General features: G+C 40.8%; 26 protein-coding genes. 2 read left to right on the plus strand and 24 right to left on the minus strand.

Annotated features, from left to right (window positions below; genetic code table 11):
* Positions 1 to 3 precede the first annotated feature (3 nt).
* The 4 genes from FTT76_RS09905 to FTT76_RS09920 all read right to left on the minus strand — a co-directional run bounded on the left by FTT76_RS09905 (position 4) and on the right by FTT76_RS09920 (position 4,599).
* On the minus strand, positions 4 to 1,335 hold the full coding sequence (locus FTT76_RS09905; protein ID WP_180022576.1) for an ammonium transporter: 1,332 nt from the start codon (positions 1,333 to 1,335) through the stop codon (positions 4 to 6).
* Positions 1,336 to 1,681: 346 nt separating this feature from the next.
* Complete coding sequence (locus FTT76_RS09910; RefSeq protein WP_078191286.1) at positions 1,682 to 3,136, minus strand: NAD(P)(+) transhydrogenase (Re/Si-specific) subunit beta; 1,455 nt, start codon at positions 3,134 to 3,136, stop codon at positions 1,682 to 1,684.
* 3 nt (positions 3,137 to 3,139) lie between these two features.
* Positions 3,140 to 3,460 carry a proton-translocating transhydrogenase family protein gene (locus FTT76_RS09915; RefSeq protein ID WP_078191287.1) on the minus strand — a complete coding sequence of 107 codons (321 nt, stop codon included), beginning with the start codon at positions 3,458 to 3,460 and terminating at the stop codon, positions 3,140 to 3,142.
* An 11-nt stretch (positions 3,461 to 3,471) separates the two neighbouring features.
* Positions 3,472 to 4,599, minus strand: coding sequence for a Re/Si-specific NAD(P)(+) transhydrogenase subunit alpha (locus FTT76_RS09920; protein ID WP_111885447.1), 1,128 nt, complete (start codon positions 4,597 to 4,599; stop codon positions 3,472 to 3,474).
* Between the two features lie 940 nt (positions 4,600 to 5,539).
* Here FTT76_RS09920 and FTT76_RS09925 point away from each other — a divergent pair.
* Both FTT76_RS09925 and FTT76_RS09930 read left to right on the plus strand, forming a co-directional pair.
* Positions 5,540 to 6,457 carry a DMT family transporter gene (locus FTT76_RS09925; protein WP_180190433.1) on the plus strand — a complete coding sequence of 306 codons (918 nt, stop codon included), beginning with the start codon at positions 5,540 to 5,542 and terminating at the stop codon, positions 6,455 to 6,457.
* A 123-nt stretch (positions 6,458 to 6,580) separates the two neighbouring features.
* Complete coding sequence (locus FTT76_RS09930; RefSeq protein ID WP_180190434.1) at positions 6,581 to 7,777, plus strand: MFS transporter; 1,197 nt, start codon at positions 6,581 to 6,583, stop codon at positions 7,775 to 7,777.
* A gap of 54 nt (positions 7,778 to 7,831) precedes the next feature.
* On the opposite strand, the gene FTT76_RS09935 is transcribed toward FTT76_RS09930, so the two are convergent.
* The 20 genes from FTT76_RS09935 to FTT76_RS10030 all read right to left on the minus strand — a co-directional run bounded on the left by FTT76_RS09935 (position 7,832) and on the right by FTT76_RS10030 (position 25,141).
* Positions 7,832 to 8,476: a HEPN domain-containing protein gene (locus FTT76_RS09935; protein WP_180022580.1), complete on the minus strand. Its 645-nt coding sequence runs from the start codon at positions 8,474 to 8,476 to the stop codon at positions 7,832 to 7,834.
* Positions 8,477 to 8,573: 97 nt separating this feature from the next.
* Entirely contained in the window at positions 8,574 to 8,984 is a 411-nt protein-coding gene (locus FTT76_RS09940) for a hypothetical protein (RefSeq protein WP_180022594.1), read from the minus strand.
* A gap of 187 nt (positions 8,985 to 9,171) precedes the next feature.
* A complete protein-coding gene (locus tag FTT76_RS09945) occupies positions 9,172 to 10,587 on the minus strand; it encodes a methylenetetrahydrofolate reductase C-terminal domain-containing protein (RefSeq protein ID WP_180190435.1) in 1,416 nt (471 codons plus the stop codon).
* 490 nt (positions 10,588 to 11,077) lie between these two features.
* Positions 11,078 to 11,341: a hypothetical protein gene (locus FTT76_RS09950; RefSeq protein ID WP_180190436.1), complete on the minus strand. Its 264-nt coding sequence runs from the start codon at positions 11,339 to 11,341 to the stop codon at positions 11,078 to 11,080.
* A gap of 3 nt (positions 11,342 to 11,344) precedes the next feature.
* The gene (locus FTT76_RS09955; protein WP_180190437.1) at positions 11,345 to 12,097 is read right to left on the minus strand and encodes an N-acetylmuramoyl-L-alanine amidase; all 753 of its coding nucleotides are present in this window, start codon (positions 12,095 to 12,097) and stop codon (positions 11,345 to 11,347) included.
* Entirely contained in the window at positions 12,094 to 12,408 is a 315-nt protein-coding gene (locus tag FTT76_RS09960) for a hypothetical protein (RefSeq protein WP_180078701.1), read from the minus strand. Before FTT76_RS09960 ends, FTT76_RS09955 begins: the two co-directional genes overlap by 4 nt.
* A gap of 63 nt (positions 12,409 to 12,471) precedes the next feature.
* Entirely contained in the window at positions 12,472 to 13,443 is a 972-nt protein-coding gene (locus FTT76_RS09965) for an acyltransferase family protein (RefSeq protein WP_180190438.1), read from the minus strand.
* Between the two features lie 21 nt (positions 13,444 to 13,464).
* Entirely contained in the window at positions 13,465 to 14,349 is an 885-nt protein-coding gene (locus tag FTT76_RS09970) for a hypothetical protein (RefSeq protein WP_180190439.1), read from the minus strand.
* Positions 14,342 to 17,068 (minus strand): phage tail protein, encoded by a 2,727-nt coding sequence (locus FTT76_RS09975; protein WP_257235082.1) that lies wholly within the window; start codon positions 17,066 to 17,068, stop codon positions 14,342 to 14,344. The genes FTT76_RS09970 and FTT76_RS09975 overlap by 8 nt, the downstream gene beginning before the upstream one ends.
* The gene (locus FTT76_RS09980; protein ID WP_180190440.1) at positions 17,061 to 17,291 is read right to left on the minus strand and encodes a hypothetical protein; all 231 of its coding nucleotides are present in this window, start codon (positions 17,289 to 17,291) and stop codon (positions 17,061 to 17,063) included. The genes FTT76_RS09975 and FTT76_RS09980 overlap by 8 nt, the downstream gene beginning before the upstream one ends.
* 7 nt (positions 17,292 to 17,298) lie before the next feature.
* Positions 17,299 to 17,514: a hypothetical protein gene (locus FTT76_RS09985; protein ID WP_125274650.1), complete on the minus strand. Its 216-nt coding sequence runs from the start codon at positions 17,512 to 17,514 to the stop codon at positions 17,299 to 17,301.
* On the minus strand, positions 17,514 to 18,563 hold the full coding sequence (locus FTT76_RS09990) for a DUF2163 domain-containing protein (RefSeq protein WP_180190441.1): 1,050 nt from the start codon (positions 18,561 to 18,563) through the stop codon (positions 17,514 to 17,516). The genes FTT76_RS09985 and FTT76_RS09990 overlap by 1 nt, the downstream gene beginning before the upstream one ends.
* A 3-nt stretch (positions 18,564 to 18,566) precedes the next feature.
* Positions 18,567 to 19,748: a hypothetical protein gene (locus tag FTT76_RS09995; protein ID WP_180190442.1), complete on the minus strand. Its 1,182-nt coding sequence runs from the start codon at positions 19,746 to 19,748 to the stop codon at positions 18,567 to 18,569.
* Positions 19,745 to 22,444, minus strand: coding sequence for a phage tail tape measure protein (locus tag FTT76_RS10000; RefSeq protein WP_180190443.1), 2,700 nt, complete (start codon positions 22,442 to 22,444; stop codon positions 19,745 to 19,747). Before FTT76_RS10000 ends, FTT76_RS09995 begins: the two co-directional genes overlap by 4 nt.
* Before the next feature lie 279 nt (positions 22,445 to 22,723).
* Positions 22,724 to 23,197, minus strand: coding sequence for a phage tail assembly chaperone family protein, TAC (locus FTT76_RS10005; RefSeq protein ID WP_180190444.1), 474 nt, complete (start codon positions 23,195 to 23,197; stop codon positions 22,724 to 22,726).
* A 39-nt stretch (positions 23,198 to 23,236) separates the two neighbouring features.
* Positions 23,237 to 23,749, minus strand: coding sequence for a phage tail tube protein (locus FTT76_RS10010; RefSeq protein ID WP_180190445.1), 513 nt, complete (start codon positions 23,747 to 23,749; stop codon positions 23,237 to 23,239).
* A 45-nt stretch (positions 23,750 to 23,794) separates the two neighbouring features.
* Positions 23,795 to 24,163, minus strand: coding sequence for a DUF3168 domain-containing protein (locus FTT76_RS10015; RefSeq protein ID WP_180190446.1), 369 nt, complete (start codon positions 24,161 to 24,163; stop codon positions 23,795 to 23,797).
* Positions 24,163 to 24,651: an HK97-gp10 family putative phage morphogenesis protein gene (locus FTT76_RS10020; RefSeq protein ID WP_180190447.1), complete on the minus strand. Its 489-nt coding sequence runs from the start codon at positions 24,649 to 24,651 to the stop codon at positions 24,163 to 24,165. Before FTT76_RS10020 ends, FTT76_RS10015 begins: the two co-directional genes overlap by 1 nt.
* Positions 24,636 to 24,992, minus strand: coding sequence for a head-tail adaptor protein (locus FTT76_RS10025; protein WP_180190448.1), 357 nt, complete (start codon positions 24,990 to 24,992; stop codon positions 24,636 to 24,638). The genes FTT76_RS10020 and FTT76_RS10025 overlap by 16 nt, the downstream gene beginning before the upstream one ends.
* Positions 24,974 to 25,141 (minus strand): hypothetical protein, encoded by a 168-nt coding sequence (locus FTT76_RS10030; protein WP_180190449.1) that lies wholly within the window; start codon positions 25,139 to 25,141, stop codon positions 24,974 to 24,976. Before FTT76_RS10030 ends, FTT76_RS10025 begins: the two co-directional genes overlap by 19 nt.
* Position 25,142: the final 1 nt, after the last annotated feature.

Below are 25,142 nucleotides of genomic sequence, written 5' to 3' on the forward strand. Positions count from 1 at the left end.
CTATTAATGACGTTTGGTCATATCATCCGTTTCAAAAGTCACATCTTTTTGAAACTCGGGATAAGACAATTCAGCATGCTCGGTATAGTCCAAACCACGTTGTTCATGTTGCTTACTCACCCGTAAGCCACCCAACAATTTATCTAAGACCTTAAATACAATGAACGCAACGCCAAAGCCCCATAAAAAGGCTGCAATCACTCCAAGCCCTTGTATCGCGATGACATCGCCATTAAACATATTATTTTCAAGGAAGATCCCTGCAGCCAATGTTCCCCATGCGCCACAGAATCCATGCACGGTCACCGCATCAACCACATCATCCAGTTTCATTTTTTCCATGAGCATTGGTAGGAAGGTCACCATCACACCTGCACATAAACCGGTGATGACCGCATACAGTGGAGACATCGTTGCACAGCCTGCCGTAATGGCAACCAAGCCACCCAGTGAGGCATTGATCGTACTGCGGATCAAAATGGCTTTAGATCGGATGAGACAGAGCAACATATATGCAACCACGGCAGCACACGCCGCAAGATGCGTATTTAAAGCAATACGTCCTACGCTGACATTGGCATTAATGGTCGAGCCTGCATTAAAACCAAACCATGCTAACCATAAAATAAAACCGCCTAATGCTACCAAAGGTAAGTTATGCCCTGGTAAATAATGGCTTTGCCCATTGCGTCCAAATCGACCCAAACGTGGTCCCAATACAATGATGCCAGCCAAGGCAACCCAGCCGCCCATTGAATGCACCACGGTCGAACCTGCAAAGTCGATAAATCCGAGTGCTTTTAACCAACCGTCTCCGCCAAATAAACTGCCCCATGCCCAACTACCAAAGACAGGATAAATCAGACCTGAGACAACGGCCGCACTCACCACATAAGCGACAAAATGAATCCGCTCTGCCATTGCACCACTGGCAATGGTGGTTGCCGTTGCAGCAAACATCATTTGGAAAAATAGAAGGTTCCAGTGCCAATCATCCAGTTGATCGGGTGCAAAATGACTGAAGCCAAACCAGCCCGTGGTATTGACCCCAAACATCAGACCAAAACCCACCAACCAAAACACCAGACCACCCAAGCAGGCATCCATGTAGTTTTTCATGAGTACATTCACGGTATTTTTACTGCGAACTGAACCACTTTCGATCATGGCAAATCCGGCTTGCATAAAGAACACCAAGATACCGCCCAGTACCACCCAAATACTGTCGAGCGAGATACGAATTTCTTGAATATTACTGGCGATTTGCGGGTCAACTGCCCATGCAGTCGATGTCAGGACACTCAGAAACAGTGCCATCAAGTATGTTTTTTTCATGATTATTCCCCCAAGAATAACCATGCTGTGCAAAAAGAATACCAAATTTCAGACAATTAATTATTTTTCAATGCATTGCGTCACAAAACCAGTTCGCGACAATATTTTGAATCACTGAGATCGAATTTAATGGAACAAAACAGCTCATCGATCTGTACCTTGGTTTCAAAACACGCATCAATTTGATTCAAGCACCTGATGCGCTAAATATTTGTGCACTTTTAGTGTGAAGCATTCATTAATCAAAAGCCAAGAAAATAAAAGCGAAGAAAACAAAAAACCACCCGAAGGTGGTTTAAATCTTCCTCAATCCCGCTTTATCACAGCGGGACTTTGGCAATATGGATTAATGACCACCGCCATTAATGGCTTTTGTCATATCTTCCACAACTTTCTTCGCATCACCGAAGATCATCATCGTTTTATCGTTATAGAACAAGTCATTGTCTAGACCTGCGTAGCCTGTAGCCATAGAGCGTTTGATCACCATAATGGTACGTGCTTTATGCGCTTCAAGGATTGGCATACCGTAAATTGGAGAACTTGGATCGTCTTTTGCCGCTGGGTTCACAACGTCATTCGCACCAATCACGAGTACTACATCTGTTGCAGGGAAGTCAGAGTTGATCTCGTCCATTTCAAGAATGTCTTCATATGCAACGTCAGCTTCAGCTAAAAGTACGTTCATGTGGCCCGGCATACGACCTGCCACAGGGTGAATCGCAAAACGAACTTTTACACCTTGCTCTTTTAAGATTTCACACAATTCTTTCACGGCATTTTGTGCACGACCTTGCGCCATACCATAACCCGGTACGATCACAACGCTATCCGCATTTGACATCAAGAAGCCAGCATCGTCTGCAGAACCTGAACGGTGATTACGCTGTGCTTTTTCACCATTATCCGCCGCCGCTACTGCTGTACCCCCCATTGCACCACCAAACAAGACGTTGATGATTGAACGGTTCATGGCTTTACACATGATGTAAGACAGAATCGCACCCGATGAACCAACCAGTGAACCTGCAACAATCAGCATGTTGTTTTCAAGCGTGAAACCAATCCCTGCTGCAGCCCAACCTGAGAATGAGTTCAGTAGCGATACCACCACTGGCATATCACCACCGCCTACAGGTGCAATCCATACCCAACCAAATGCAAGTGCAAGAACAGTCATTGCCCAGAAAGCATTCATGTTGCCTGTAGTGAAGAAGTAGATACCACACGCTAACATTGCAAGGAAAATTAAAGCTTGAACAGGTTTTACCCATCCACCCGAAATGGTTTTTGCCCATTTCTTCGCAGCCAATTTACCATAAGCAAATACAGACGCTGTGAAAGTAATCGCACCAACGAAACAGCCTACAAACAATTCAAATAAATGAACTTTGCTCATGTGGGCATGTTCTACACCCGCAGCTGTTAATACCGCTTCATTCTCCGCGAATGCCGCAGTCAATTGGTTGTTATGTAGAATTGCAGCGATCGCAATCAGTACCGCAGCCAAACCGACCAATGAGTGCATCAGTGCCACAGTTTCAGGCATTTGCGTCATCGGAACTGTTTTTGCACGTGCAATACCTACGACTGCACCCAACACCATTGCACCCACAATCATCCAAATCACGGGATGATCTGCAACAAAGAATGTAGTAATTACAGCAATCGCCATTGCGATCATGCCGTAACGGTTACCTTGAATCGCAGTTTTCGGACCAGACAAACCACGCAACGTTAAGATAAAAAGAACGGCACCAATCAGGTAGAACCAATCCGCATATTCTTTAATGAATTCCATGGATTAACCCTCTTTTTTCTTTTGCTTAGGTTTGAACATTTCAAGCATACGTGCAGTCACCGCAAAGCCACCAAAAATATTGATACTTGCAAGGAAAACGGCAATCGCACCTAAAATACTCACCACGTTAATGCTTTGGAACTGTACGCTTGCATCCACAATACCTGGGATACCAACGGTTTGAATCATCGCACCAACGATAATGATCGATGACAAAGCATTGGTTACAGCCATTAATGGTGTGTGTAGTGCAGGTGTTACCCCCCAAACCACGTAGTAACCAACAAAGATTGCCAAGACAAAAATAGTAATCGTTTCAACCATGATGATTCTCCTTAACCACGTTTCAGCAGCACTTGGCCGCCATGAGTGACAAGTAGTGCTTTTTGAATTTCTTCTTCAGGGTTAATTGCGAAGTTCTTTTCGCTATCAAACAGGGTTTCAATGAAATTCAAAACGTTACGTGCATACAGTGCCGACGCTTCAGTCGAAACTGTTGAAGGAATATTTGGAATACCGAGAATTTTCACGCCATTTGCAGTCACAACATTTTCGCCGCAGACAGAACCTTCAACGTTACCGCCAGTTTCAACCGCCATATCTAAAATGATTGAGCCCGGTTTCATTTTGGCAACAGTTTCTGCTTTGATTAAACGTGGTGCGTCACGGCCCGGCAATAATGCAGTCGTAATCACGATGTCAGCATTCGATACGGCTTTATCAACAATAATCGCTTGGTCACGAATGTAGTCTTCACCTGGCATCCAGCCATAACCATTTTTTGCAGCATCAGCTGCTTTTTGTTGCTCTTCTGGTGACATTGGTACGTCTAACCATTTACCACCCAAAGATTCAACTTGGTCACGTGCTGTAGGACGTAAGTCAGTTGCTTCAACTACGGCACCTAAACGTTTCGCTGTTGCAATAGCTTGTAAGCCTGCAACACCTACGCCCATGATCACCACACGTGCAGGTTTTACTGTACCTGCTGCTGTCATCAGCATTGGGAACATACGTTGATATTCTGCCGCAGCCAAAAGCACAGATTTATAACCTGAAAGGTTGGCTTGAGATGAAAGTACGTCCATGTTTTGCGCACGAGATAAGGTCCGTGGCAAAAGTTCCAATGCAAATGCAGACACGTTTTGTGACGCAAATTGGTCAAGTTCGGTGTTGCGGTAAGGGTCAAACATCCCCACAACGGTGGTGCCCGCTGTGAGTTTTTGAATTTCGTCACCTTTAGGCGCACGAACTTTCAAAATCATTTGACTACCGGTATAGGCATCATCCGTAATTTTGGCACCAACTTGTTCATAGGCGCTATCGATGTAAGCAGCGTTTACCCCTGCTCCACGTTCAATAACGACGCTATGACCAGCGCTGATCAACTTCTTTACTGTTTCAGGCGTCGCAGCGACGCGATTTTCACCGACAACAGTTTCGGCTGGAATTCCGATCTGCATGAGCGTTCCTCAAGCTAATTTTTCTTAAGTAAACATCGCAATCCGCGATGTCTCCCCTCAGGATGTGTTTTTGTACAATTTTTGGATTCTAATTGAACTTTTTTAAAATACTACCCAATATTTATTTAATAAATACCCATATTTTGAACTCATGATTCATGAAAAGAATAGTGCGATATTTCATTTATTCAGTTTTATTTGTCGATTTATTACCCATTTTTATCCTATTTATAACTTTTTAATATTACTTAAGACCAAAAACATAAATATTTTCGCTGGTTTTAGCGCGTATTGTTTCAGCGCGTTGATCATTGTGACATTTTCATTCGACAACTAATGATTCGAACTTGTCGTTACAAATCGACTTAAGTCAGGTAAAGCCAGTCGTTCATTCAAACTGCATCAGCTCGTTGACTCATTTGACAGTTTTGACGTGCTGACTGGTATTGAAAACTGACTTTTTTCTACCACAGTCTCGTCAAATCGGTCAGCTTGAATATTCGATGGATTTTTGCGCACGTTTCGGGTTTATTGAGATCTTGCCCTCCCCACCTGATGCTTCGCCTTAAGTCTTAGAATTGACTTTTTTAGTTAAAAAAATAATTTTTTGAATATTTAGCATCATGATATTGCTACTGAGTTTCTATCCCTAAAAAACACTATTGCACCATTTGTGTGCAATTTTCACCTTAAATGTTTCAGCCTGATATATTTGACCTGCCGAGTCATGTTGAGATTAAAAAATTCAAAACCAAATTGGTCATTTCTTCCGCTGTTTTTCATGTTTGATCTAGCAATCCCTTATGCATAAAGGAATAAGTACTATTCTTTTTTTGCATTTTTACTCACACGATGCATTTTTATAATCAAAATGACAGTTCAAATTTATCGGAACAATGCTGTCGAATTCGTTCAGTCGTCATGAGGCACACCTTAACTTATGTCAAGAAACCTTAGTCCGCACTTCATCGGTGCAATTTTTGCGCTGATTGCTGCCTTCTTGTTTAGTACCAAAGCAATTTTTATTAAGCAAGCCTATGCACTTTCTCCTCTTGTCGATGCCACTGTCCTCATGGCCTTACGCATGATGAGTGCATTGCCGTTTTTCTTGGTCATTACATGGCTGAGTCGATGTTCTTATCAAACGATTCAACGAAAAGATTGGGTACTTTTACTCATTTCAGGATTAATCGGCTATTACTTTTCGAGCTGGCTCGACTTCCGTGGCTTGATGTATATCAGTGCTTCGCTTGAACGAATTATACTTTTCCTATATCCCACATTAACCGTGCTGGCTTCCGCTGTTTTATTCAAAAAGCCACTAAGTTTTAAAACAATTCTTGCCCTGATTTTAAGTTATGGCGGGACAGTTTTAGTGATGCTACAAGAACAAAATGCCACACCACATGATCAGTACTTTTGGCTCGGATGTAGTTTGGTTTTTGCCAGTGCCGTGCTATTTGCAATTTACTTATTACTCACGCCAGGCCTCATGCAAAAGTTTGGTTCTTTACACTTTACCGGTCTAGCCCTGAGCATTGCCTGCGTTGGGACGATTATTCATTTTCTATTTGCAACACCACAGCCTATCGCCTTGCTCCAACAACTCCCGAGTCAAGTCTGGCTGTATGGTTTAGCGCTCGGACTATTGGTTACTGTGCTTCCAACCATTTTGATGATGCAAAGTATCGTCCGACTTGGGGCTGCACAATCGGCTATGATTGCCTCTATCGGGCCCATTTTAACGATTTTACTGGCTGTCGCGTTGTTGAATGAACATTTAAACCTATGGCAATGGGTCGGTTGCGGTCTGAATATGCTGGGTGTCTTGATGATCAGTCTCAGTAAGAAATCCTAATCGCGAGCTTGGATACTATTCACAGAGAAACACTTTAAGACCTGTTTGATTTTCCTTATAGTGACCACAACAGCGTGGCAGCAAATTCTTTGCATACGCTTCCGCCCAAAATCTGGACAATTTATGAAAGCCTCGATCGACATTAGCCATGATAAAACCCTGTTGTGGCTTATGGCTGCTGCATGTGGTTTATGTGCGGGTGCCAATTATTATTGCCAACCTTTAGTGGCTTCCATCCAACAAAGCTTTCAAATTTCACAATCAGAAGTGGCGCTAACCGTCACTTTCGCGCAAATTTCTTATGCTTTGGGTCTACTGTTTATTGTGCCGATTGGCGATATTGTGAATAAAGCCAAATTTATTCCATTACTCATGCTTGGTGCGACTGTCGGTTTAGCCCTCTGTGCTTTTTCGACCAATCTATACATGCTTTGGGCAGGAACCATTATCACGGGGCTATTTTCAGTGGCTGCTCAGGTTCTTATCCCTTTGGTCACTGTTGCGATACGACCTGAAAAAATTGGGGCAGTTGTTGGCTTTTTAATGAGTGGGTTATTGGTCGGCATTCTGTTATCGACCAGTCTCTCTGGCTTATTGTCCTATCTGTTTCATTGGAAATCGATTTACATCCTCAGTGCGCTCTTGATGTTGGTATTAGCACTCTTACTCAAAAAACGTCTGCCCGTGGTCAGCATCACACGGATGCCCTACAGCCAAGTTTTCCAGTCAATGGGCGCATTACTCAAACATGAGCCACGGTTAATTTTCCGATCTCTGATTGGGGGCTGTGTCTTTGCTGCGATGAGTATGCTGTTTTCCACCATTGCCATGTTACTGACTGAGCCACCTTTTCAGTTGGCCGATGTTTGGGTCGGTGTTGTAACTTTAGTTGGTGTGTTTGGTGCCCTATCGACACAGTGGATCGGGCGTTGGGCGGATTTGGGTTTCAACAGAAAATTAACTTGGCTCGGTTGCAGTATCTTAGCCCTCAGTTGGGGACTGCTATATTTGGGTGGAAGCTCCCTCGCCTTTTATATTTTGGGCTATGGTTTAATCAACCTCGGTTTGGCTATGGTACATAGCTGTAATCAAAATATTATCTTCCAACTCAACCCGATTGCACGCTCTCGAATCAATTCAATTTACATGACGTTTTATTTTGTCGGTGGTGCATGTGGTTCAGCTTTGGGCGTGTTTGCATGGCATCATGGTGGCTGGACCACCACCTGTATGACAGGGATTGCCTTAGTCATTGCTGCTGGATTTTTTGTATTGATCGATCAACTCTATACTGCGCGGCAACTAAAATATCCACAATGAAATGTCTGGATCATTATTCTAAAGCCACATTACTGTGGCTTTATTTTTTTGAAATTAACTGACCTGCACCACAGGATAAAAGGGTTTGCCTAAATCCAAGGTTTCTGCATTTTCTAAAAGAATCACCATAAACACCGGTAAGAGAGCCAACAGTATTGTGCAGCCATCTTGAAGTTGTTTCCGATTGACCGAACTTTTATAGGTCGCGCCGCCATGAACCATTTGATTGCGTAGCGTATACATGCGATTAAACAGCACCATTAAAATATCAACGGAATCTTTTTCTTTAAGTGCGTGCAGTACTTTTTGTTTTTCATGCGCCAAGCCCTCTTTGCATGCGTCATGGCTAATTTTTTGATTTTGATAATCCCAAAAACCTTGATAAACATAGGGATTATCTAAAAACAACCGTATCGGCTGACTAAAACGCTCCCATAAAATATTATAGATTTTATGCTCTGCATCCTTTTGGCAGATCACATATAAAAACTGCCTTAAGCTTTGCTTGTCCTGCGCAATCTGTAAGTCTTGCGCATATATTGCGTTGAAGGACACCCACAAACTTATAAATTGCAAATCGAGATCATCTTGAAGATCAATTGACTTTTTCAGCCAACTTAAACCTCGATGAATGCGTAAATTAAATTGGTCGGTATGTTCCGACTTTTTACTTTTAAATATTTCTTCAAGTAGCATCATGCCTGCTAAATTCCAATGGATAATTCGTTTATTTTTCTACCATTTTAACTTAGCGCAATTGTTTACCGGCATGCAATCAAAATATCTCTGTATTCAACTATTTGGTCTCATCTTGTGTGAGATAGGTATAACGTTCTAAAAGACCATTTTCATCAAAAATCAATTCATAAGACATTTTCTTTCCATTAAAAACGGATTCGGCAGGTGTTCCGAAAAGCTCCCATAAACCCACAGTCGCCACATCTGCCGCACCATGCCAAAACGCACGCCCCACTTTACTGGCAGTCGAATAACCTTGGGTAAAGGTATAAATTTCATAGCGTTTGCCATTTTTATATTCAGAGGTGATCGGTGCGCCAAATTCAGCAATCACCAAGTTACGAGACAGCCCTTGTTGAATCATTTCGGTATTTTTCTTGTTTGGCTGCTTGCTTGCCATGACAACTGAACAGCCTGTTGTGCCTGACAATGTGAAAACTAAAGCTATTCCTAAGCAGGTCTTTTTCATCATGTGGTATTCCCCAAATTCTTCACATTTCTATTTTTAATTTTTGATTTTCATCTGCTGTTGATCTTAATTGTTTATTTCATCTTTTTCATTTTTTTATACGACTATTCGTCTGATTTTTAGAATGATTAGCGCTTGAAAGAATCACCTTTATGAAGGTTTTAGACTGAATAATGCTTTAAGTGAATTATTGTTCTGTTGGTGACGAATTCGGTGGAACAAACCAGTTTTTCCAAGAGCTACTGTGGCGAGTTTCAATTGCAACGGTAGGGATGAGCTCTTGCTTCAGCATTTTTTCTTGACCGACGGCTTTCGCCAACCGCGCTTTGACCGAGTGTATACACTCACGGTCTTCAAACTCACAGCGGTCAAGGTTGGAGCCACCACAGGGTCCATTGGCTAATCCTTTGGGACAGGTTTCAGGACAAATATATAAGGTTTCGCCTAAACGACATTGTCCACAACTTTCACAGCCCACAATGCCATGTTTACTAATAAATTCTGTTTTCAGCAAGACTGCATCAGCTTTCGGTTTTTGCCATAATTTGGCCGAAAAAATATAAGATCCCGCCCCTTTGGCCAGTTTTGAACTAAAAAATAACTCATGCATGATATGCATACTTTTATATTTCAAAACTTGTTCAACTGGAGCCTTATGGTTATTTGCGCCCGTTGGTTGGAAGTTCACCTCAACACTAGAGCGCCAAAGCATTTTCCATTTTGCTAAACATTGTTCAAACGTTAATGTGGCAAATTGCAAAATTGCTTTTTGCAACTTCTCTTGTTCTTCCGCTTTATGACAGGCCGATAAATGAACCCCTGCATAGCCCAATTGCTGACACATTAAAATTTGTAAGGCACAGCGAGCATAGACATTTTGTTCAGCTTGTATGGCATCAGTTTGCTGTTCTTGTTGCAGAAAATTTAATACATCTGCTGAAAGCACGATGCCTGCGATTTTTTGCTTGGCCATAAAACGGGCACGGGCAAATGTCAGCGGCATGACACAAGCCAGTACAGGTACACGTGGATAGTATTGCTGCATATAGCGTTGGTAACTGCTCAACACATCCATGTCAAAGCCCAACTGTGTAATCACATAGTCAGCGCCAGCTTGAATTTTTTTATTCAGTTTAAAATACTGCGCATCCTTTTCTGCTTCTGCATATTTAAAAGGATTAAATGCTACCCCTAAATAAAACCCGCCATAGTCTTTGGCTGCCATGACTTGATTGACCGACTCTAAATAACGGCTCCGTAGAGTCGGATCATTTGCCCCATCCTGATGCTGCTTGAGTTTATCGCCACTGAGCAAAAGTAAATTCTCTACCCCGTGCTGCTGAGCATCTTTCAGAAAAGTTTGAAAATCTGAGATATCTCGACCTTTCCCCGAATAATGCAGAATTTTTTCAATGCTTTGAGGGTAGTCATGCAGCGCTTCTAGAGGAGCAATATCCGTGTCACTTTGTACACGGTCAGCCAATGTCATGCACACAGGAAAGCCCGCAAATGTCGTTGGGACCAAATGCGGTTTTTGCGTCGTTAGATATTCAAACGAGATACAAAATTGGCGTTGCATTAGATATTGGGAAAATAAAGACATAAAGGCAGGCAGTTAAATTTGCTGAGAAACCATACAATAAAGTTTATAAAATTATAGATTAATCACATAAAAATTTAAATTACTTAAGCCACACTTCCAACTCATTCTGGCTTGACTTTGAATAAGCCACACTAGCAAGACCATGCCCCAAACCACAATTTATGCTAATATTGCGCGCGTCTTGAAATGCGGTTTTTTTCATCGTATTTCAGACAGCTTTTGGTATTTCTTCACCATTTTCCATTTCGTTCTTCCATCTTGTTCTTTTAAGGCGTGTTTTTTTAATGACTGATCTCCAACCCATTGAAAATAAACTTCAACCACGAATTAGTGTTGCGCCGATGATGGATTGGCAATAAATATAAAATAATTTCAATTTATTCAATAATTTATAATTCTTATGAAAACCAATAGTTGCAAAATAGTTGCAAGAAAAACAAAAAAGATGCCCTCAGTCCGAAGACCAAGGGCATGCATAAAATTGGACCACTTACTTATAACGCTTGCTATTAAATACGGACTTTGCGAAGTCAATAAACGTGATAATCACCTTCGCCCAGCGTTCCCAATTTTGTCCTAAATCAGTCACTAATGATTTAACAAAAGCCAATACCCATTCTTTTTTATCAGCACCTGAGTCGCGCTCTTTTTCAGCTGCATCCATAGCATTGACAGTCGTTTGAACGATTTCACGACCAACACCATAAGCATCCACAATTGGAGAAAGTGCGCTTGCAATAGTTAATGCTGCCATGTGTTATGCCCCTTTTTCATATTCAATTAGAACTTTGGCCACAGCTTTTGCTGCGATCCAATAACGTGCCTGAAATGCTGCCAATTCAGCTTCATTTGAAATGAAACCTAATTCGACAATCAAACCACCAGCATTGATGTATGCCAGACTGCCACGAGCCGATTTGCTCTGATCAATCCATCCATTATCACCACGCAATCGACTACCTAAAGCACTGGCCACGGCTGCCGACAAGTCCTGAGCTAATTTCTTATCACGAGGCAGAGCAATTGTTTCAATTCCGTTTGCCTGCTTTGAAGCTGCTGCATTCATGTGAAATTCAACCGCAACTGATGATCCCTTAATCACTTTCAATGCAGACGATAACGGATCATTTTGAGTACCTGTGCCATCCGTTCGAGTCGTAATTCCTGCCTCACGCAGATAATGCACTACAGCATTACGGAAACTTGTCACAAGCTCAGATTCTTTGATCTTGCCATTTACTGCACCAGGATCTGTATTACTATGCCCTGCTGTAACCGCAACAAAACCTAAAGCAGAATTTTGGTGCAAATTTGGTTGATAAATCTTGCGACCAATCCACCCCAACCATACGATCACCACACCTGTAATAGTGGCATGGTATTCAGTTGGAATAACTTTAAAATCTACTGCCCATTGCAAGCCTGGAATAATCACAAGCAATAAAAAAGCCCCCAACATTGGGAGCTTAACGGAAAGATACTTCCAGACATTTTCGTCTATAAATTTCATTTACTGTCCTCACGATGGCTTTGCATAATTGCCATATCTTGTTTGAGTTGATTAATCGAATTGATGGTCCATGTACCGCCTGAGATCGCCACACCCAGCACAAAACCCAAGCCCCACTTAAGCATTGAGATCGCACCCTGATCTTTAAATTTCTGCTGTTCAAGTAATTCAACCTTGACCCGCATTTGCTCCAAAGCAGCGTGATACCCCTTATTGAGCGTATTCGCCTCGACAAGTTGCTCAGTAACTTTCTGCAATTTGTCAGAGACTTCATTTAACTTTTTCCAAAGCTGCGCGCTTGGCTCATTCACAACTGCCCCCTAATTTTTAGCAATAAAAAAAGCACCTCAAAAGGTGCTTTATGGTTGAAAATTTTATTTGAAAACTTTCGAAACAGGCTTTGTAAGATTTGCAATAATCGATGAAAAAACATGTTCTTTAAGAATCATGCACGTTGCTATCGATGCAGCAAAACATACCAATACCAATACATATCCAGACTGCGTAAATTCAATAAATTGTGCAACCAACAAGATGATAAACCCATGGAAAAGATATATTGACAGACTATTGTTTCCCAAGGCTTTAAGAAAATCAGGTAAAAATACAGACACTCGAATTAATGAAATAACAGCTAAAAATGAAATAACTAATAAACATAATTTAATGAAAATTGCATAAATATAATTGTGACCAAAATCATTAATATTAGAAACCCCAAACAACCATTTCGGATTTATTTCGACAAAATAGCTAGCAAAACAAATAACTGTCAAAATAAATGGCGATAGTAAAAGAGTTATCTTCTTAGCCCTTACAACGTTGCACAATTCTTTACCATAGAGCGCACCAGCAATAAAAAATGGTAAGAAAGACAAAGTACGCCCAATTGAATATGGGTAATTATCTGTACTAACCAATCCTATATAAACAGATAAAATTATAGATGCGATCATAGCTTGCTTATATTGCATAAGAATTGGTGTAATCAAACAATAAATACTTAATGTGAACATAAACCACATGATCCAGTACGGCCTATTGACCCACTTTTCAAAACTCCCCCCCCCTGAGATTAATAAATCAAAGATGATGTATAAGATTTGAAATACAATAAAAATTGCAAAGTATCTTGAAAAGCTGTTCTTCCAATTTTCTGCTTTAAAAAACATTCCAGAGATAAATATAAAAGCTGGCATATGAAACAAATAAATAGATCTTAAAAAAAATCCTGATGCTTCATCATCCCAACCTGCGTACCGCTCTAGAAAATGACCAAAAACAACAAAAAATATAAGTATTCCCTTCGTTTTGTCTATCACGTCATCTCTAGCAACAGTACGCATAATCACCTCATATTCTTTAAATTATCTTGTCAACCACTTAATAGTCTCATTAATTGTATCCTTCGTCACCTGAGTAAACTGATTAAACATGGCACCAATGAACGCAATTTTTGCAGGGAAAGGACTACCATCTAAGTTCAAACTGCCCTTTTCAGCAACAACAATTGAAGCATGCCCATCTGTTTGATTTCTATAAGCAAGTATCACGGCACCAGGTGCGACACTGCCTGTTGTGTAACAACTATAATCGACACCAGTGTATGGCGGGCTAGAATCAGGCAAAGTAATCCCGACTTTTGCAAAGATATTTGCATAATCAGCAAAACGATAAATTGAATTGTCGCTTTTCCCTGTTGTAAGCATGCTCGGTAAAAGCCGAAGTCGAATCGACCATGTATGCGGATTCTGGCCAGTTCCTGCATGATTGGAGCAAAGAACTGGTATGCCTGCATTAAACGCTGCCACTATTACGTTAGACTCTGCTTCGGATGCTTTTACTCGAGACCCGATTAACAAGTCATATTGCAATGCGGATTCCAAAGTAAATGTCCCACTTGCAACTATTGTCACAGTGTGTCCGTATGTCTCAAGAACACCTTTCAGCGCAACCGGTGATGCATTCCCAACTAGATCAGTAACAATAGCAATATTTCTTGGGCCATCAACCATTGTATTTACTGTAGATTCAGCACTTATTTTTTCAACTCCATTTTTCACAGAGCCAATTCGCACATAATACTTTTTACCAGTCTCAATTGTAGTATCAAGATACGTTCTCACATCTGCAGACAGAATAGCTTTAGCTGTAGGTAAGTCATTTACATCTATCGGTGTTTCAGAGCAGTAGTAACGCTGCTCATCAACAAAACCATCTAATTTCCAATTTAGTTCTAAACGATTAGTCATTTTTAAACTCAACTGCTAGATCATATGGTGCTGAGAAGAATTGCGATAACTCAACAATGTATTCAAATGGTTGTAAGCAATCGTAATCATCCCTGACCGTTTTCAGCGTGATTTTTAAAAAGCGAGTATCAGCTTGCATTGTTGAAATTGCCATCGTGTAACTCGTTGCACCTGTTACATTCTCATTTGAAGTCGCAAGCTCAATTTGATTTTCATCAAGTTGCGATAAAATTAAATGCGTCTGTGTATTTGCTTCGATCAAGACATCATTATCAAAGAAACTTAATGGTGTGCCCCCTGTTTCTTGCAAACGATTACGATCAGACCAAGTCAAAATTAAGTCTGTCTCAATTTCTTCTGGATAATACTCGCCATTAATTTTTACATTCGCAGGTGGATACGGACGAATTGCACGCGCAACACAAGTCAATTCATGCGCAGTTGCATTATTAAGCTCAAGAACATCAGATCCGGTTAGAGTAAGCGCTTTGAGAGATAGAAACTCCCCACTTAAATACTCTAAATCATCAATACCTGAATAATTATCCCAACCAAAGACAAAAGATCCAGGAACATGCTTTTGTGGCACCGTATCAAAACAACCTCGTTTAACAGTCAGCATATTTGTTACTGTGTCAAAACTAACAAAAGCCATGATTTCATCATCTACTTGAATTCGATGATTTGCTTCAAGCAGTTCAAACTCAGCCACATTTTCAACTTCAAAACTCGAATCCATGTAACCGATGTCATTTTTCAAAGAAGCATTTGGGCAGAAATCTAAAGTCGTTCTTTCATCGTAACCCGCACCTGCATTCACATATAAACTTGCATTTATATGTTGGTTGTTTGGACGTATTGCTGCCATTCCGACATACCCAAGTTCAGGATAATTGGAAAGCTTTGCATCAACTTCATCTTGACCGTATTGCTCAACAAGCTCAATGTATGGCACTTCAAATGCAATGGATGTCGCATTTTTTGCAGTGCTATCACCACTGGTGATCGGTGGCACATATTCAATAACAGACTGCATCGGACTACTAAAAGAGTCTTCAATCGCTTCAACATAAACTGTGTTATTGATTCCATCCCCGCGCTTAATCGTTCGAATGCGCATTACAGCTTCAGATAAACCGTAACTCACATCTGAGAGTTTAAATGGCATGCCCTCATGCCATGATTCTGAAAAACTTTCATCGACATCAAATGAAACAGATGCCAATGTACTTGAAAGCGTTTTTAGATCACGTAATGCAATACGACTTGCTAAATCGCTATTAGTAAATCCCTTATAGTCAACTGACTGAGAAATAACACCGCCCTGTTGTGCGATCCGCGCAATATCCTGAACTGTTACAGTTGAATCTTTAGCACGCTCACGATCCCAGTAAGTTACAGTGACTGAATTAACGCACTCAGCCAAAGTTCGACGTTCAAAATCAAGATTGCGAATATTACTTTCATCAAGTGAAATTAAATCGGCAACATCATAATCATCGCGTATTAAATAGAGCTTCCATTTGTTTGTGACACGATCCAAATACAGCTGCCCATTAATGTGCTCTTTAATATTATCAACAAACTCATTGATTGAAGTCGAGTCAGTCCATTTAATCGACATACCCATATTTTCATCAAAAAGTGTATCTGCTGCTTTTTTAAAAGAGACATCATCAATGTTTGATTCAGAAACACCAATACCCCAAACCTGATTTGTTAAACACTCACGGATAATGTGAGCCGGATTTATATCCCGATCAAGACCACTAGCAGCATCAAAACGCATATATTGGTAGTATCCAAGTTTTGCTCCTTTAGCCATCTGAGCATCTACAGGATCACAAATACACGTTACTCTTGCCCCATTTCTAACTTTCACTTTTATAATTGCAAAACGTTCACTGTCATCGTAATTTTGCTGAGACACCCCGTGATTAAAATAATAAGTTTCAGGTGGCTCGCTGATCTGAATCATGTAGCGATTATAAGATGCACTTGCACCATAAACGCCCCCCTTTTTAATCCAACTATACTGCCCAACTTGTTCGCCCCCAATAACGTCACGAAACTCTGTTGATGCTGTAATCGCAATACTGATTTCAAAAATCTCATTTTGCGAAATATTTGGTGAATTAATAACAAAGCTAGATGTGCCAAAATTTCCAACCGGTACAGATGATGATCCATTCGCACCATTAGCACCTACCATTTCCCAATTCAATTTTGCGAAATTGTAAGCAGGATTATCAGCACTAGGTGGTGGTAAAATTTCAGCTTTTACGTCATACCATTGTTGTTCACCATCATGACGTGTATGAATTCGCTTAACACGCCATTTCGAATCGGGCATATTCGGTGCTGTGCCAATGTAAACATTATCAAAAACAACAGAGCACACCCCACGATACGCAGAAATCAACCCACCAAAGGCATTGGAAATTTTTGCGCAAATACGCTGTAAAGTACTGCTTTTTTGCTGATCTGCATGTCCAAATAAAAGCTCAATATTCCCCTGAACACCACCAGACTGCTCATCACCGCCAAATAAGCTTGGCTTGTTGATATAAATCGTTTTATTTTCATTTTCTTCATTCAGATATGCATCTTTATCTTGAAATGAAATCTTAGTGATGGCATCAATTGGGCCGTGGCACAAAACAAAATGACCACTGGCAAAATACTTATAGCCAATCGTTTGCTTTTTCTTTTTAGCCATCTTCTTTAGCCCTCATAATCACTTGCTGCGCCATCGCATCATGGCCAAACAATTCTTCAAAACGCGTTATTGGCATTCCGTTATCAAAAAAATCTTTTATTTCAGCGTTGGTTAAGCCTTGATTCAAAAAAAAGCGTCTTGCTTTGATCGTACACATGCTGCAAGCACGTATATGATGAACAAAAATAAAGCCCGCTTTGTGCGGGCTGTTTTGTGATTCCATGACTCACCTATTTTTTAATTGCTCTTGGCGTACCTGCTAAAAATGCTGTGACGTTTGGTGCAACATCACAGGTCCCAAAAATGACAGGAATTGATCCTCCTTCATCTGCTTGAGTGACATCAAGTTCACCAGGTGTCAGTCTTGATTTTTGACCCTTACGCATCTGAATATATGAAAAGACAGCGACTGCAACCGCAACGACTGCGGCAATAATGGCAAACATTACACAATCCTTGTAGTTGTAGGGTTATCTTCAGGCATATACGAAAAGCCAAGAAAATTGTCCGTGTTATTGAACCGATGACATGCATTTAAAGATTTCATGCAGCCAGGGTAAACTGTCACAAAAAACACTGATTCAGATGCCACATCAAATGCATTTTGTGCATCTTGTGTCTGTTGATGAGCGTTATCGATTTCATTTTGTTTTTGATCGACAATTGCTTGAGCATCCTGTAAGTCCTGCTCATAAGTCGGACTCGCTGGATCTAAAGCATCACGATCTGCAATGGCTTCAATCAAGGCTGATGTTGCAATCGTTTCTGCATTTATAGCTTGCAGCCAAGTCTGCTTTGTCGTGTTATATGCCAACAACGCTTCATCAGTCGTCACTTGGTCAGCCAATGTATCTAAGCGACGAATTAAAGTGACTGATTGGCCAGAACTCGACTCAATTGCTACATTTACACCGGTACTGCTTTGCAACATACCAAGTCTGAAATAATTGTCATCAACAGCTAAATCACGTAGTTGCACATTCAACTTGTCTACAGATTTAACTGTTGTTTGAATGCCCCATTGTGATTTATCCAGTTTACAGCCACTGCCATAAAGATCATGACAACAAGTTCGCTGATACTTATAACGCGCACCGGCACGCCCCAAACTTGTATAGTCCGTTTCACATTTCAGCGTAATTTCTACACCATCTGGCTTAACTGCAGTAACACGCCCTTGCCACAAGGTTGAAATATTGCCAAATTGCAACTTACTCACTTTTACCAGAATATTTTCTTCAAGTGCTGAACGCAGGCAGTCTTGAGCGAATTTGCTGTTCAGTGCAAAGGTAATATCAATTGAGTTTTTTTCCAGATCACTACTTGAATCAATTGCCGATCTCGTTAATGTGATCGCTTCATAGATTATTTCGCCATCCTGAACAGACTTATCGCTCGACGTGTAATAAAACTTTGCATTGCCTCTGGTAAATTCATAAAGCTCACGACGAACTGCAGAGTTGGTTAGTGATTGAAAAAACTTGCCCAATCCCATTGCCTAAACTCCTATTTCTAAAATGGGTACCGTGACTTCTACATTTCCCGCACCTTGATAATGCAAATCGATAGAATCAGCATCTAATCGATGCAAGCCCAAATACGAGATCCGTTCGATGGATGAAGCATTCTTATTCAGTGCAGGCGAGACCGTGACCTGAACAGTACTCCCTGATACCAATGCAGATGCTGTAATGGTATGTGCTGTCCATGTTTGATTGCTTCTGACCGCAATGTGTTTACGGGCATCACCGAGCTGTTTATATTGATCCGATTCAATCAACATGACAGATGAAATAAAGCCTGTACTTTTACAGCGCATATTGGCTTCATACGTTGGCAACCAAAATGGACGATATTTGCCTTTACGTCTGAACAAAAATTGTCGGTATGCATACAGATCTTCAGCACTATGAATTACTGCTCGGTACTGCTTTGAATAACGTGCAAAATTCCAGTCTGAGTTTTGAAAAATCACACCCACTTCGTTATTAATCATGTTTTGTTGCTGCGATAGCGTTGCGTCCATACCACTGCCTGAGTAGGTAAGGCTGAAGAAATACAAATCATGACTTAAAAATTGAATTGGTTCTGATTCCAATACTTCTGGTTCATCAATGACAATGAAAATAATTGATGCTTGAGCATGTATCCCACTTATTTGACGTGAAATATCACCATTGATAAAACACAAGCGCACTGGATATAACTTTGCACCCTTAATATTAATTGCATTTTTAATAACAATCCGGTCACTTGCAACACTCAGAACCTCAACAAGTATTTGCTCAGTTTTATTCTTGAGTAACGCAAGACCACCTTCATAAAAAGAATAAATATCAGTTCTGCAAGCAATTAATGTTTGCTCAGGTAATGGCTCCCCATCTGCAACAACTTCAGGAGATACATCACCAACAAATTGAGATTCCTGAAACAAGGGAACTGCCCAGTTTTTTCGGATTCCTGCCCATTGAGCATTAAAATGCTGTGCAATTTCATTTCGTATAGCCACTGAAGAAAAACCCAGCGTTTGCCGGGCTTTATCTTTAAGCGGAGTTCTGACTTCTGTGCCATTTTTAGACTCAAACACATCAGTTTTAAACCCTAATGTTTCAGTCCCTCCAACCAAGGCTGGTGAAGTTAATAAAATAACTTCACCAAAATTTTCCGTTGTTAATTTCATGCAATCATCGCCTTAATCGAAGATCGATTGTTTTTAATGAAGTTCATGAATGTTTTGGTACCTGACGATGTACCCATAAAATCACCCACAATATTCGGATCTAAGATATTGTTGATCTGAAGACTTTGCGGTATAGCATTCTGCGCTGTTGTTGGCTGCCCTAAATATTTCGGTGTTGCTGCCATTCTAGGGCTTTCCAACTTAGGAGCATCAAGTACCAAACCACCATCTGCAAAGCCATTTTTAATAGACTGACGTAAAGCATAAAAGCCAGCTGGCCCACCCAAAGCAGCAATCTCCTCTTGAGTTAAAACACCTTCACCACGGTGAACGATACCCGCTAGATCATACTTACCACCATGCCCTGTATAACCGCCAGATGCATATCCTACTGGGCTTAATGCAGATACTGCAGCCTGAAGTAACCCCGTCTCCATGGTAGCAATACCAACCGCAGGCAAATTATATGGAAATGGTGCAGATGCCCAAGCAGCTGAAATAGCCGCATAGCTATTCATTGCAGTTGAAAATAACGCTGCACCTTTTTGAATACCGCCAAGAAGGGCATAAGCTGTGCTTGAAGAATCTACTAAGCCCATCATCATGCCCGCAAAATCAGCCCCATACTGAGCACCATAAGCCATTTGCATTCCTAAGCGCTGCTGCTGATATTCTTCTTCAGTAATCAACATTTGTGCACGTGCTTCTGCAAGCAAATCTATGTCTTGCTGATATGGAGACTTTTCAAGCCCCATCATGGACTGATAATCAACCCAAACCTGTTCACGTTCTGAGTTTTCTTCTACCCCCTGCTGAATATTCGCCTGCTTTACCAGCCCATTTTTCATCTCTGGTGAGTATTCTGCTGTATTGAGAATTTCCTCACGCACTAAAGCATAATATTCACTGGCATAGGCCTCAGCAGACATATATGCCTTCTTAGTTTCAAGGAGCTGCTTTTGCTCTTTAAGCTGAGCTTCCTTCTTCTCCAAAGCATATTGTTGATTAAGCGAAGCTATTTTCAATTTTCTTTGATCATCACTAAGCTTTTTGTCCGCAATAACTTCTTGCCGCTTAATCTTAAACGTGTTTTCAAGCTTCTGTTGATCAGTTAAATTATGCTGAACAAGGTCATAATCATTCTGCATGGAAATGAGCTTTTTCTCTTGCTCATAGCGGGTTTTAGCTGCAGTAAAATATTCCTGACTTACACCTGCCTTAGTTAGCCTCTGAACCTCTTTTTGATAATCGAGCAGACGCTGATCATCACTAGAAGCGTAGTCATATTTAATCCGCTCACGCTCTTCTAGAACCTTGTTATATTCACGTTCAGCTTTTGATAACGCTGATGTTGCTTTAGAGCTTTTTTCTTTAGCTTTAGCATTATCTTCAGCCTGTTTAGTATTTACTTTCAAGCCTGCACTATTTTGCTGAGATGTTGCTGTGGTTTTCAAAATCGCTTGCGTCAGTTTATTTTGCGCACTTGCAGTGCCAGCAAAAGCATCTATCGCTTTTTTCCCGCTGTCTAAAGCAGTATCTGCAATAGCTGACCATGACTGCTTTACAACACCTGCACCATTTTTAAGAGCATCAACTGCCCCACTAAATGAACCTGCTGTCACTACACCATATAGTGTTGAGCCAACGTTAATCAGTTGGACCATAGACTCGCGAGAAATCACAAACAATGTTTTTAATACACCCGCAGCAGTAACTACAACTCCAGCAAATGCATTCATGCCAATGCTTACAATAGATACCCCACTATCCAAGCCAACCGCTGAATTTGTGGTATCAACAAACAATCCCATTAAGTTAGATACTGCTGGCATCACAGCACTTACAAGTTGATTTTTCATACCTTGGAATTGAATATCAAGAACTTGCGTTTGTGCTGCTAACAGTCGTGATTGCTCAATACTTTCTTTTGTTTTAAGTACGCCAGCCTCTTCAAGTGCTCTTCCGTACTCTTCTAATAATTGCCCATTTTCGGCAAACAAAGGAGCCAGGTTTCCCAAATCAGATGCCAAACTTTCAAAAACAAATCGACGCTCTTGACTAGTGACACCCAGTTCATCCATTTTATTATTTAAAAGCTGGATAGCTTCAACACCATCTTTACCTTGTAATGTTTTTGCAAATGATCTGATTTGATCCTCAGTCATCTTAGTATTATTTTTCAGTGCATCAAAAAAGTCCGCAGCACCACCACCCTCAGTTGCACTAAACTCACCCAATTTTTCTTGAACGTCAGCAAGAATAGAGCCAAGCTGATCTTGTGAAACGCCAAAACCTAAAGATGCTTGTTCTAAAATTTGAAAATTCTGCACACTGGTGTTAGCACGGTCTGCCAGCATTTGCAGCTGTGCATCTGCTTTGGCTGTTTCTATCGACATTTGTATCAATGCACCAGCACCAATTAAAGCACCACCAACAGCCATGCCAGCCAATGCACCACTTGCAGCAACAACCCCACCACGCAAGCCATTTACTTTACCCAATACACCATCAAGAGCAGAACCAAATTGAGAACCACCTAATGATTGATTCATCTGGTCTTTAAAATTGGAGAAAGCCTTACCCATTTTATCTGTCGATTCTTTGGCTTTGCGTTCCGCTCTGTTCATTGGTTCAACAAACTGACCGATCTGCGCTACTAAATCCAAGGTTAAACGGCCAAGTGAAGCTGTAGCCATACTTTTCTCCAGATAATAAAAAACCCTTGCATTAAGCAAGGGTTATATACACATCAAATATTGGTATTAGAAATACTAATTAGGTTTATTAAAATGGCTATTGGGAATAGGTAGTGTAAAACTACTCCCCACCATACTGCTGCATTGCCTCTTCAAAACTAATCTCAGGCGCATCATGGTGCGGTAAAAAGTCATATTCATCTTCAACCTGAAAGCCTTCTGCCTTGGCATACATAAATTTCAATCCCGCCAAGACTTCTTCAAACCTCAGTCCAAAGTTTAAGCTTCCTCTGCGGTTTCTGTATTGCCACCAGTAGATATATTCTCTGTGACTAAGGTTTCGCTTGGCTTCGGCAATGGTTCTGCCTCCAATGCCATTGAGGACAAGCTCTGCCCAGAATTCTTCTCCTTCAAACTCTGCTTCGCTGTAACCTTTCCCAAAAAGTTCTTCTTCAAAATTTCTGCCCAAACTGCATCAATCAACGGCTTGCTAAAGTGCTGACGAATTTCAGCTTCGGTAAATTCAGGTTCACCTTCCTCATTTACAATACAATCCGCTAGAATACTGGCCAAAGCTTCCTTCTTTTCCTGGTTGGCTTGCATCTGTGCGATGGCGGTTGAATAATCCATAATTTTAATATGGGTTTCAAATTCGCAAGGCTCACCACTCACCATAATTTCTACGGTTATTTTTTCGGGTGTATCTATTAAAATGCCTGCTTTAATATCGGCTAAGCTCAATTTTTTTTTCATGATTTAATCCAAAAAATTAGCCCCTTTCGGGGCTAGGGTTTAAGCAGTTTCACGAATCCATTCAACTTTGGTGCTACGCTGAATAGTGACTGTAGTTTTCACTACGGTATTGGCATCAATATCCATCGGGAAAGAATCGATATAACCCGTGAATTTATTCCAACTACGACCATCAGGTAAAGTCACTGCACCTGTTAAAGCTTCCACTGTTGGTACAATACTTTTTGCCTCACCTTTATTTTTACCTGCCCACCCGACAATAAATGTACGCTCCTTACCTGAAACTTCTAAATCATATAAACGACCATGTGAAGCCTCTTTCGGATCTGCATTTAACTCAAAAGTTGCTTGGCCGGTATCTTTTAAGCCACCTCCTTCCATGTATTTCTTACTTTCTTCTTCATCCAAAGGTGTTACTTCGATACGTTCCTTTGAATCAGTACCAGGCTTAAAATTCAAAGCCCCAACAACTTTTACAAGCTCAAATTCGCCTGGTGTGGATTTAGATTCATCAACTACCCAGATGTCGGTACCCTGTGTACGTCGTGCCATAATTTTCTCCATAAAAAAACCACCTATTTGGTGGCTTTCATTTAGTTAAGGTTCTTCTAACCATCGGCTTTCAATCCGAATACGGTACAAATTGACTTCTGGCTCCAACTCGCAGCCAGTAAAATCCTCAATAGAACAATTTTCTTCAATAACTTTGCGCACTAACTTGGCAATTTTCCGTGTAGCACCTTTATCTGTGGCATAAATATCAATTTGCACATATAGCGCATCCATATCTGATACCCCAGATAAATACTGCTCTGGATCTGCACTGATAATCTGCCAACATACATAAGGCGCATCATTCATGTTGATGGCATCAAACTCACCAACTTTTAAGCCAACACCATCAGAAAGCAATGTTGCCAATTCCGTATCGACTGCACATAAATCATATAGCGGGATAATAAGCATTATTTAATATCCCTCATCAAATCAGCTTGTAACTTTTCAGCAAAGGCATCTGTCGCATTTTGAATATTAGATTCCAATGCTGGGCGCATATAGGGCTGTGCTCTGGTTTTCGATGTCCCAACCTCCACTAGCCAAAAATGTTTGGTGTCATTTTCCACAGGGGTGTAATGCGGATTTGGCTGTCGTGGCTTGCCTTTACGTTGCACATTTTTATTACTTCGCCAAAACTGACCACCTCCTTTAACACCAATACGGACTTTTGACGAATTTTTATCACTGGTTTTACCTGCACGTATAACCAAATTTTTGGAAATATCAGCACTGGTTTTAGGATCATCAATTTTTTTAGCATTGTCCTTGGCAGATTGTAAAACGGGCTTTGCAGCTGCTCGAAGTGCTTTTTTTACATGTTTTGTGGCTACATTTTTGGTCATTTCATCCATTTTTTTAAGGGCATCTTCTAAACCCTCAATTACGAATCCTGCCATACATATGCCCCCAACTCACAAGCCAAAGTGACATATTCACGCCCGGTTTTGTTATCACGTAAAGGCGCAATAATGCGGTAATAAAGCCCATCACATAACAAACGACAGAGCGACCAATCAGTATTTGGTTCAATATCGTCCTGCCGTAGCACAATACGGGTTGCTATCACTTTTTGATCTTTTCGTGCAGCAATGAAATCACGGATTGACGCATCTGTTATGTGACCATAAATAGGAAAGATAGTGGTCCAGACAGTTTCTCGGTCTCCGCTACCATCAGGTTTTATAACAGATTGTTTTCTTTGCACTTCAATGTATTGATTTAAGCTTCCTGTTTGCATTGAAATTCACTCCAGGTTTCAAAAGCAATTTGCACGACTAGAATCCGGTACATCTGCTGATCTCTCAAAAACAAACGCTCACCATGAATAAAAACCAGTTGAGAATAGAAACTCTTATTTTTAAACCATTGTTCAAATTCTACATGCATG

It is taken from the genome of Acinetobacter sp. YH01009, from assembly GCF_013420765.1.
Lineage (GTDB): Bacteria > Pseudomonadota > Gammaproteobacteria > Pseudomonadales > Moraxellaceae > Acinetobacter > Acinetobacter amyesii.